The 10,535-nt window shown below is 62.2% G+C and carries 7 protein-coding genes; 6 read left to right on the forward strand and 1 reads right to left on the reverse strand.

The annotated features are described in order from the left end of the window. Window positions 1–101 precede the first annotated feature (101 nt). From IRZ24_RS11335 to IRZ24_RS11360, 6 genes are all read left to right on the forward strand, one after another. Window positions 102–1,922: a long-chain fatty acid--CoA ligase gene (locus IRZ24_RS11335; RefSeq protein WP_297164085.1), complete on the forward strand. Its 1,821-nt coding sequence runs from the start codon at window positions 102–104 to the stop codon at window positions 1,920–1,922. Between the two features lie 255 nt (window positions 1,923–2,177). Continuing rightward, window positions 2,178–3,971, forward strand: a complete 1,794-nt coding sequence (locus IRZ24_RS11340; protein WP_297164087.1) for an acyl-CoA dehydrogenase family protein — start codon at window positions 2,178–2,180, stop codon at window positions 3,969–3,971. A 247-nt stretch (window positions 3,972–4,218) separates the two neighbouring features. Further along, the gene (locus IRZ24_RS11345) at window positions 4,219–4,662 is read left to right on the forward strand and encodes a MaoC family dehydratase (RefSeq protein ID WP_297164090.1); all 444 of its coding nucleotides are present in this window, start codon (window positions 4,219–4,221) and stop codon (window positions 4,660–4,662) included. A 147-nt stretch (window positions 4,663–4,809) separates the two neighbouring features. Further along, complete coding sequence (locus IRZ24_RS11350) at window positions 4,810–6,006, forward strand: thiolase family protein (RefSeq protein WP_297164093.1); 1,197 nt, start codon at window positions 4,810–4,812, stop codon at window positions 6,004–6,006. A 2-nt stretch (window positions 6,007–6,008) separates the two neighbouring features. After that, window positions 6,009–8,471, forward strand: coding sequence for a 3-hydroxyacyl-CoA dehydrogenase/enoyl-CoA hydratase family protein (locus IRZ24_RS11355; protein ID WP_297164096.1), 2,463 nt, complete (start codon window positions 6,009–6,011; stop codon window positions 8,469–8,471). A 327-nt stretch (window positions 8,472–8,798) separates the two neighbouring features. Further along, complete coding sequence (locus tag IRZ24_RS11360; protein WP_297164099.1) at window positions 8,799–9,728, forward strand: ribonucleotide-diphosphate reductase subunit beta; 930 nt, start codon at window positions 8,799–8,801, stop codon at window positions 9,726–9,728. Between the two features lie 274 nt (window positions 9,729–10,002). Here the strand turns inward: IRZ24_RS11360 and IRZ24_RS11365 are convergent. Next, the coding region (locus tag IRZ24_RS11365) for a TOBE domain-containing protein (RefSeq protein WP_297164101.1) at window positions 10,003–10,535 on the reverse strand (533 nt) is incomplete at its 5' end.

The following is a 10,535-nucleotide window of genomic DNA, read 5'->3' on the forward strand; positions in this document are numbered from 1 at the left end:
AATACTAGTAACAAGTGGGGACTGTATGCTCGGAAGGGTGGCCATCGTGGGCTGCCCGGTTGGCGTATCCTGGTGGATACCAGACAATGAGGAGCGAGAACATGCCTGATTCTGCGGTCAGCAAGAATACACAGCCGAACGAACAACCCTCGATGAGCGCAACGGTGCAGGCTGAGGCGGAGCTGTTGGCAAAGCGGCCCTGGATTAAGCATTACGAAGAGGGTGTCCCCGTTCACCTGGAAATTCCCGACCAGCCCCTGACCTGGCTGCTTGACGAGACAGTCCGTCGTCATCCTGACAAGACCGCCTTCATCTACTACGGGACGCGCATCTCCTACGCGCGCTTTGCCGCCCTGGCCAACCGCTTTGCTGCGGCCCTCCAGCGGCTAGGCATCAAGAAAGGAGACCGGGTAGCCATTGCCCTGCCCAACATCCCACAATATCCGATTGCCTTCTACGGCACCCTGCGGCTAGGCGCCGTGGCCGTCCCGACCAACCCGCTCTACACTGAGCGCGAGATGCAGCACCAGATGGCCGACTCCGGGGCCCGCATTCTCATCATGCTAGACATGTTCTATCCGGTTGTACGCGCCATTCGCGACAAGACCGCCCTGGAGCACATCATCATCACCAGTCCTGCTGACTTCCTGCCGCCTCTGCTGCGCACGCTCTACCCCTTGAGCCAGCGCCGCGAGCGGCACAAGCAACCGCAGCCCCCCTTGACCAAAGACGAGCTGCGTTCCGACCCCAAGCTGCTCCTCATGAGCGACCTGCTCAAGCCCAGCAGTACCGAAGGAATCGAAGTCTTCACAGTACCCGACCCGCCGCGCAGCTCGGACCTGGCCGTCCTCCAATACACGGGAGGCACGACCGGCCTCTCCAAGGGTGCCATGCTCACCCATCGCAACCTGCTGGCCAACGCCTACCAGACGCGTTACTGGACGCCGCGGGCCCATGATGCCGGCGAGACCGGCCTGTGCGTCGCCCCCTTCTTCCACTCGTACGGGCTAACGGTGGGCCTGAACCTGGGCATTCTGGCCGCAGCCAGCATGGTGCTGCTACCGCAATTCAAACCCAAAGAAGTCGTGCGCGCCATCAAGCGCTACCGTCCGACCATGTTCCCGGGCATACCGACCATGTACATTGCCATCATGCGCGAAGCCGGCAAAGACAGCGGCGCCTTCCAATCGATTCGCTACTGTATCAGTGGGGCGGCCCCCTTGCCGGCCAAAGTGCGCCACGACTTCGAGAGCCTCTCGGGAGGCCGTCTGGTAGAGGGCTACGGTCTCAGCGAAGCCTCGCCCGTCACCCACTGCAACCCGCTCAACGGCGACGTGCGCGAAGGCAGTATCGGCCTCCCTCTGCCTGAAGTCGAGGCCGCCATCATGGACCCCGAGACTGGCAAACTGCTCCCGCCGGGCGAAATCGGAGAGCTAGTCGTCCGCGGACCGAACATCATGCAGGGCTACTGGAATCGCCAAGAGGAGACCGCGGCCATCTTCCGCGACGGCTGGATGCGCACCGGCGACCTCGGCAAAATGGACGAAGAAGGATATTTTTACCTGGTCGAGCGCGCCAAAGACATGATCCTTGCCAGCGGCTTCAACGTCTACCCGCGTGAAGTCGAAGAGGTCCTCTTCCGTCATCCTGCTGTGCAAGAAGCGGCAGTCGTTGGCGTGCCCGACGAATATCGCGGTGAGACCGTTGCGGCCTTCATTGTCCTCAAGCCTGGCGTTGCTCCCAACGATGCCACCCGACAAGACATTGTCAACTTCTGTCGTAAAGAGCTAACAGCATACAAGGTCCCCAAGATTGTAGAATTCCGTGAGAGCCTGCCCAAGTCTCTCATTGGCAAAGTGCTGCGCCGCGAGCTGCGCGAACAATGGCTACAGCAGCGAGGCGCAGGCCAAAAGACCAACTGAGCCAGCGCTACCGGGCCGGGAGAGGCACGGGCGCCAGCGAGCGCAGCAACGGAGTGTCTAGCCCGAGCCCGGAGCAGAGTGGTGCGTGCATAATGACCATCGCCACTCAAGCGACGGCCATAACAACAGCAATTCGCAGCAACACGCAAACGGCTGGGACCCTCGCCTGACCTGGGCGACGCGGGCGGCACCTCTCTCGGGCCGCCTGTGAGGCCAGTGCCGGCCTGGTGCCAGCCACTGGAGGTACAACTGAGCATGTCTACGACGATGAAGCCCACAGAGAGCGGAACGGCCTTCCTGCTGACGCCGGTCAGCGAGAGTGCCGACAAAATATTCACCCTGGAGCAAATGGATGACGAACAGCGCTGGATCGCCGAATCGGCGGCCACCTTCGTCATGCGCGAGGTCCTGCCCAAGCTCGAAGCTGTTGAACACCAGGAGCCGGGCGTCATGCCCTCACTTGTTAAAAAAGCCGGAGAGCAGGGCCTGCTCATGATCGATATCCCCGAGGCCTACGGCGGGGCCGAACTGGGCCTACTCACCAGCGCCATCGTCGCCTCCTCCATTCACGAAGCCTCGTTTAGCGTGGCCTTCGGCGCCCACACCACTATCGGCACCCTGCCGATCGTCTTCTACGGCACGGAAGAGCAGAAGCGCAAATACCTGCCGAAGCTGGCCACCGGTGAATGGATCTCGGCCTACGCCCTGACTGAGCCGGGCGTTGGCTCGGATGCCATGAACCTCAGCACAACGGCGCGCCTCTCCGAGGACGGCAAATACTACCTGCTCAACGGTACCAAGCAATGGATCTCGAACGCCGGCTTTGCCGACCTCATGATTGTCTTTGCGCGTGTCGATGGCCAGCGGCCCTCGGCCTTCATCGTCGAGACAAACTGGCCGGGCATCTCCACAGGGGCCGAAGAGCGCAAGATGGGCATCAAGGGGTCCTCGACGCGTCAGGTCTACTTTGAAGACACGCCCGTCCCCGTTGAAAACCTGCTGGGCGAGCTGCACAAAGGCTACAAGATCGCCTTCAACATCCTCAACATCGGGCGTCTCAAACTGGGCGCCGGCGCTGTTGGAGGGGCGCGCACAGCTCTCGACCTGGCCGCGGCCTACACGACCGAGCGCAAGGCCTTCGGCAAATTCCTGCACGAATTCGGCATGATTCAAAAGAAACTGGCGCGCATGGCTGCCGAGACCTACGCTGCCGAAAGCGAGGTGTTCCGCACCGCCGCCAACATCGAGAACGCCCGCCGCGGAGCCGGCGAGAACACCGAGCAGGTCTTTAAGGCCATCGAAGAATTCGCCATCGAGGACTCCATTGCCAAAGTCCACGGCAGCGAAGTCCTGGCCTACGTCGTCGATGAGGGGGTCCAGATCTTCGGCGGCTACGGCTACATGCAGGAGTATCCGATCGAGAAGGCCTATCGCGATGCCCGCATCCAGCGCATCTTTGAGGGCACCAACGAGATCAACCGACTGGTAGCAGCCGGCACGCTCTTCCGTCGCGTCTTGGGCGGCAAGATCGACCTCATGCAGCGCTACCCGGCCATCGAGGCCCGCATCAAAGCTGGTGAGGTCCCACCTGTCCCCGGCGACGAGGTGCCCGCTGAACTGCGCGCTGCCGTCCACGCTGTCGAGCGCGCCAAGGATGTGGCCATCTATGCCGGCATGCGCGTCGCCATGCGCTACATGCAGGCCCTGGAGAACGAAGAAGAATTCATCGAGTACCTGGCCAACCTGCTGATCGACATCTACGCCAGCGATAGCGCCCTGGCCCGCGCCATCCAGGCCATCCGCCGTGGCGACGAGAACAGTGACCTGCATAGCAAGCTGGCACAACTGGCCACCTGGCTGGCCCATTCGCGCATCCGCCTCAACCTGGATCAGATGATCATGACCTACTTTGAGCCGGAGACGGTCGGTGAGGAGCTGGCGCGCGTTCGGGCCTACATTGGCGACTACCTTGTCAACGGTGTGGCCCTACAGCGCGACATTGCCGCCGCTGTCGTGGCCAAGAAAGGCTACCCGCTGCCGCACTTCTAGGCCACTGGCCGGCTGGCTGGCTGGCCGTCGGGCCCCGTCCGGACGGCCAGCCAGCCAGGACACCCAGAGCTACAGACAACCAGGATTCTCTCTCCTGCCCCCATGGCTATCCGGTGTGATAGCGTGACCGAGTGCCAAAGGCCGACGGCGGTTGGTGGACTGCGGGCGAGGGGCATGGCACAGCAGCCACAGGCTCCCCAGGCCCGCCCTTCCGCCGCCGTCGCCGGCTGGTCGCTGAAAGAAACTGATGGACAGCGAGCGCAAAGAGCCATTGCAGGTCGGCGACGTCCTGACCTACGAGCGCACCTTTAGCGAAGAGGACATTCGCCTCTTCGCTGCACTCTCGGGCGACAAGGGTCACCATCACATGCACCCCGACGCCCAAGGCCGACTCATGGTACACGGCCTACTCACCGCCAGCATTCCGACCAAACTGGGCGGCGACCTCAACTTCATCGCACGCAGCATGCAGATGGAATTTCTGCGCCCGGTCTTCGCCGGTGACCGCGTGCGCTGCGAAATGACCGTCAGCCGCCTGGAGCCAGGGGACGGCTATCTAGCTCTGGAGCTGGTCTCCATCTGCCGCAACCAGCACGGCAAGGAAGTGCTGCGCGGGCAAGCCCAGGGCATCATTCGCCAGAGGCCGTCGTCGGCCAGCGAGCAGGCTTCAAACGAAGAGAAGGCCTCCTGAGCAAGGTGGCCGTGCGGCCTGATGCCATTGTGCGCCTGCTCAGGACGCATCAGGCACAGAGCACACGATCCTATTGGTGGGCGGCTCAATGCTGTCCAGGCAGGCGCCCTGTTCTCACAACAAGCAGATACGAGGAGCAGATCCCCCATGATAGATGCTGTCATTGTCAGTGCTGTACGCACACCGATCGGGCGCGCCAACAAAGGCGCCCTCAAGGATGTTCGTCCCGATGACCTGGCCGCCTTTGCCATTCGCGGCGCCCTTGACCGCGTACCGCAGCTTGATCCTGCGCTCATCGAAGATGTCATTCTAGGCTGTGCCTTCCCTGAAGGCGAGCAAGGCATGAATATGGCGCGCATTGTCGCCCCGCTAGCCGGATTACCTGAGACCTGCGGCGGCGTCACCGTCAATCGTTTCTGCGCCTCCAGCCTGCAGGCCGTCAACATGGCAGCGCAGAGCATCATGCTTGGCCAAGGGGAGGCCATCATTGCCGCCGGTGTCGAGAGCATGTCTCGTGTGCCGATGGGCGGCTTCAATCCCAGCTTTAACCCGCGTCTCATCAAGCCCGCCGAAGGCGAGAAATACGACTGGCCCTATCCACCCACCGAACAAGAATACGGCTTCTACAGCTACATCCCGATGGGGCTGACGGCTGAGAACCTGGCCCGTAAATACAACATCAGTCGTCAGGCCCAGGACGCCTTTGCCCTGCGCAGCCACCAGCGCGCTGTTGCCGCCATTGACAGCGGCTTCTTCAAGCGCGAGATTATCCCCGTCAAGCTGCCTGACGGGCGCATCATGGACACCGACGAAGGGCCGCGACGCGACACCTCTATGGAGAAGCTGGCCGCCCTCGAGCCGGCTTTCATCAAAGATGGCACAGTCACTGCTGGCAACTCCAGCCCGCTCAACGACGGAGCAGCCGCTGTCATCCTCATGTCCGCCGATAAGGCGCGCGAGCTAGGTATTCAGCCACTGGCGCGTGTCGTCGCCATGGCCGTGGCCGGCGTGCGACCTGACATCATGGGCATCGGGCCTGTGCCGGCGGTCAAGAAAGTCCTGCAGCGCGCGCGCATGCAGCTCAGCGACATCGACATCATCGAACTCAACGAAGCCTTTGCCGTCCAGAACCTGGCCGTGATCCAGGAACTGGGGATTGACGAAGAGAAGCTCAACCCGCACGGCGGTGCCATCGCTCTGGGTCATCCCCTGGGCTGCAGCGGTGCCCGTATCGTCGCCACACTCATCAACGATCTGCAAACCGCCGATAAGACCCTGGGACTGGCCACCCTCTGTGTTGGTGGCGGCCAGGGCGTAGCGACCATCATCGAGAGGTTGTCGTAGTCATGGGGTACCAGATTCGCAAAGCGGCGGTCATTGGGGCCGGGGTCATGGGGGCCGCCATTGCCGCCCATCTCGCCAACGTTGGCATTCCAAGCCTTCTGCTAGACATTGTGCCGCCTGACGCGGGCGCAGACCGCAACCGAGTTGCGAGGAGTGGTCTGGAGCGTGCTCTCAACGCCCGCCCTGCCGCCTTCTATAGCAAAGACAAAGCCAAGCTGATCACCATTGGCAATATCGAAGATAACCTTCACGAAGCAGCGCAGGCTGACTGGATCGTCGAGGCCGTCTTTGAGCGTCTCGATGTGAAGCAGCAGCTCTACGACAAACTAGAACCGCTGCTGGGGGCCGACACCATCGTCAGCTCCAACACCTCCGGTCTGCCGGCACATCTACTAACCGCGGGGCGCAGTGAGCGTTTCCGTCGTCACTTCCTCATCACCCACTTCTTCAACCCGGTGCGCTACATGCGCCTGCTAGAGATCGTCCCTGACCAGCAGACCGATCCGGCCCTCGTCAGCTTCATGCAAGACTTCGCCACCGAAGTCCTCGGCAAAGGGGTTGTCCTGGCCAAGGACACGCCCAACTTTATCGCCAACCGGATCGGCGTCTATGGCTTCCTCGCGACCATCCGCCGGGCTCTTGAGGAGGGCTACACCGTCAGCGAAGTTGACGCCATTCTTGGCCCCAGCATGGGCCGGCCCAAATCGGCGGTCTTCCGCACTGCCGACCTCTCCGGCCTTGATACGCTGGTCCACGTCGCCGACAACATCTACGAAAACGCCCCTGATGATCCTGAGCGCGAAGTCTTCCGTGTCCCCGAGGTAGTCCGCGAACTGGTACGGCGTGGCTGGCTTGGGGAGAAGAGTGGTCAGGGCTTCTACAAGCGCATCAAGAACCCGGGTGGCGAATCCACCATTCTTGAGCTGAACCTGCAGACGCTGGAATACCAGCCCCAGCAGAAGCCGCGTTTCGAATCCATCGGAGCAGCGCGCAACATTGAGGACCCAGCCGAGCGCATGCTGACGGTGCTCAACGGAAACGATCGCGCTGCCCAGTTGGCGCGCGAGACCCTGGCCGACTCGCTCATCTATGCGGCGCGGCTGACGCCGGAGATCGCCGACAGCATTGTAGCCGTTGACCAGGCCATGCGCTGGGGCTTCAACTTCGACCTGGGCAGCTTCGAAGGCTGGGACATCCTCCTCCAGCATCCCGAGACGCTCTATCGCGTCCTCCGGAGCCATCCATCCTTTAAAGATGTCAGCGAAGAGCAGGCGCCGGCCAGTCTCAAAGCCCTGGTCGAGCAGCATGGGGCACGCCTGCCCGAGCTTGTACGCCAGGTCATCACTCAAGGAGAAGGGCGCTTCTACAGTGGCCCCATTGGGGAACGGCGCTACTTCGACTTTCACAGTGGCAGCTACCAGCCGGTGCCGCAACTGCGCGGCAGCCTCTCCCTCAGCGTGGCCAAGGCCCAAAACAAGGTCATCCGCGAGAACGGCTCAGCCTCGCTGGTCGACCTGGGCGATGGCATTGTCTGCGTCGAATTCCACACCAAGATGAACGCCATCGACCAGGACATCATCGAGATGCTGCATTACGCCGTCGAAGAGGGCCAGAAGCAGTACCGGGCCATTGTCATCGCCAACGACGCCCCGGACTTCTCGGCGGGTGCCAACCTCTTCCTGATGCTCGTAGGAGCACGTAACGGCCAGTGGGAGATGCTGGAGCAGGCCGTCAACTCCTTCCAGCAGGTGAACATGCTCCTTAAATACAGCCCCATTCCAGTGGTCGTTGCTCCCACCGGGCGCACTCTGGGTGGTGGCTGTGAAATCGTCATGCACAGCAGCCACGTCCGCGCGCACGCCGAGACCTACATCGGCCTTGTCGAAGTCGGGGCCGGTCTCGTCCCTGGCGGTGGCGGCGTCAAAGAGCTGTTGCTGCGCCACGGGGCCCGTCTTGAAGACCAGCAGGCTCGTGGCTCTGGGGGACCATTTGCCGCCCCGCGGCGCGTCTTTGAGCTAGTGGCGATGGCCACGGTCGCCACCAGCGCTGTCGAGGCCCAGGAATACCGTTTCCTGCGCCAGAGCGACAGCATCACCACCAATCGTGATCTTCTGCTGCGCGACGCCAAAGCCGACGCCCTGCGCCTGGCCGAGGCGCGCGAAGCGGGCCGCTGGCAGCCGCCGCAGCCGGCCATGCTGCTGCTGCCCGGGCCAGGCGGGCGCCTGGTTCTGGAGCAGCAGATCGAAAACATGCTGCTTGCTGGCAAGATTACCGAGCACGACGCCGTGATCGGGCGCCATCTGGCGCGGATTGTCACCGGCGGCAATACCTCGCCTCTGACGCCGCTGACCGAGCAGCAGGTACTTGATCTAGAGCGCGAGGCCTTCCTGAGCCTCTGTGGCATGGAGAAGACGCAGGAGCGCATGCAGGCCATCCTCATGACCGGCAAGCCTCTGCGCAACTAAGCTCGCCCAATTGTGGGCAAGCAAACCAAACCAACAGCATCACAGCAATCGGGCCAGGCTCAAAGCAAGCGGGGCCAGGGTAGTACACAGCGCAGGCAGTGTGGCCTGGGCCAGCCCTGGCTCCCTGCGGCGACCGAACTGGAGGAAAGCAAGGGAGCGCGCTCCCATCCACCAAAGCGTGGCCGGTTCCGGAGCAGTGGCGCAGTGCAGCCAGCGGCGCACCGGGACAAAGGACAGACAGCGGAATGCAAGACTGCCAGTCAGTCGGATCGCCTCCGCGCGGAAGCGGGGGCCTAGCCGCAAGGAAAGGAAAGGAGCGAGTCCGTCATGGCGATCGACATCAGCAAGGCCTCACTGAAAGAGCTTGGTCAACTGGGAGGAGACGCCATCATCGTCGGCGAGATCGACGACAAACTCGTCAACCTGCCGACCTATCGCGAGCTGTACCATCGCTGGGAGAAACAGCAATGGAGCACACAAGACATCGACTTCAGCGCTGATCGCCAGCAATGGAGCCAGGTTGAAGAGGCTGCCCGACCGGTGCACATCAGCGGCTTTGTCGTCTTCTTCCAGGGAGAAGTGAGCGTTACTCACACTCTCATCCCCTACTGTGCCGCCGCTCCCAAAGAAGACCAACGCATCTTTCTCACCACCCAACTCGTTGACGAAGCGCGCCATTCCGTTTTCTTTGACCGCTTCTTCCGCGAGGCCCTGGGCTTTGAAGGTGAAGACATCGAGGCCCTGCTTGCCCAGATTCGCCCCCTGCTGCGCGAAAGCGAGCGCCAGATCCTCATGGAGGGTCTGGTCGAGATCGGCCAGCGCATCCAGGCCCAGCCCGAGAAGCTCGAACACCTCGTTGAAGGTGTAACCTTGTACCACATCATCACTGAAGGCACTCTAGCCCTGGCCGGGCAGCGCAGCATGCTCAACCGCAACAAGCGCATGGGCTGGTATCCAGGTTTCCAGCAAGGGTTCAACGCCATTGCGCGCGACGAATCGCGGCACGTCCTCTTTGGAGTGCGCTTCCTGCGCGACATGGTACAGGAGGACGCCCACTATGCGGACGTCATCCGCGACACCATCCAGAAATGGATGCCGCAAATCCATGACATCCTCTACCTTTCGGACTTCCAGCGCGCCTTGTTAAGCAGCTTTGGTGAGGACCCCGACGAGCTGCTCAGATTTGGCATGAACTCGCTACGCAAGAAGCTCAAGGTCATAGGCGTCCCCTCTGACTTCCTGCCAGCGGTCGCCTAGCCTGGTCCGCTGCAGGAAAGCAACGAAGGTCAGGCGCGGGCCTTTCTGGGGGTGTGGAGGTCCGCGCCCTAGCCTGGCGCCGTCCGTCTCAAGGACGACCAGCGCCTAAGCCCCCGACAAAAGCAGGCCAGGCTGACGGCGCTGGCAAAGCCAGCCTGCCGCGGATCAGCCTGGCCTCATCAATCAACCCTCTTACCCGTCTTTTCAAAGCGGACAAAGCGGGACAGCTCTCAGAGCGCAGAGCGATCAAGCCGGACGGATGGGAGCCAGAGCGCTAGAAGTAGGCCTTCTCCGTCTCAGCGTCAAAGAGGTGGATCTGATCGGGATCAACATGCAGCCTCAGCGGCTCACCGACCACCGGGTGCGAGCGCGGATCAAGGCGGGCCACCAGCGTGGTGCCATTTGCCGACATATGGACCTGCACCTCATTGCCCAGGTGCTCCACCACATCGACAGGAGCCACGATCATCGAAGTCGCCGTATCGGTACCCGCTGGCAGCAGCGCGGCATCGCGCAAATGCTCGGGGCGAATCCCGAAGATCAGCCGGCGTCCCTTGGCCGCCCGCGCCTTCTCAGCATACTGGGCCGGCACCTGCACCCGCCCGAAACCATCCAACACGATGCTCACCGGGCCATCGTGATCGACCACCTGGGCGTCCGGGAAGAAATTCATCGCCGGAGAACCGATGAAGCCAGCCACGAACATATTGGCCGGATGGTCATACAACTCCTGTGGAGGCCCCATCTGCTGGATCTCTCCCTGGTGCAAGACCACGATGCGGTCCCCCATAGTCATCGCCTCTACCT

It is taken from the genome of Thermogemmatispora sp. (assembly GCF_019683755.1).
In the GTDB taxonomy this organism is placed as follows: domain Bacteria; phylum Chloroflexota; class Ktedonobacteria; order Ktedonobacterales; family Ktedonobacteraceae; genus Thermogemmatispora.

Excerpts from the sequence above, each read along its gene's own strand:
- IRZ24_RS11335 (WP_297164085.1), top strand. The coding sequence starts at position 102 with ATGCCTGATTCTGCGGTCAGCAAGAATACACAGCCGAACGAACAACCC.
- IRZ24_RS11355 (WP_297164096.1), top strand. The coding sequence starts at position 6,009 with ATGGGGTACCAGATTCGCAAAGCGGCGGTCATTGGGGCCGGGGTCATG.
- IRZ24_RS11345 (WP_297164090.1), top strand. The coding sequence starts at position 4,219 with ATGGACAGCGAGCGCAAAGAGCCATTGCAGGTCGGCGACGTCCTGACC.
- IRZ24_RS11350 (WP_297164093.1), top strand. The coding sequence starts at position 4,810 with ATGATAGATGCTGTCATTGTCAGTGCTGTACGCACACCGATCGGGCGC.
- IRZ24_RS11360 (WP_297164099.1), top strand. The coding sequence starts at position 8,799 with ATGGCGATCGACATCAGCAAGGCCTCACTGAAAGAGCTTGGTCAACTG.
- IRZ24_RS11340 (WP_297164087.1), top strand. The coding sequence starts at position 2,178 with ATGTCTACGACGATGAAGCCCACAGAGAGCGGAACGGCCTTCCTGCTG.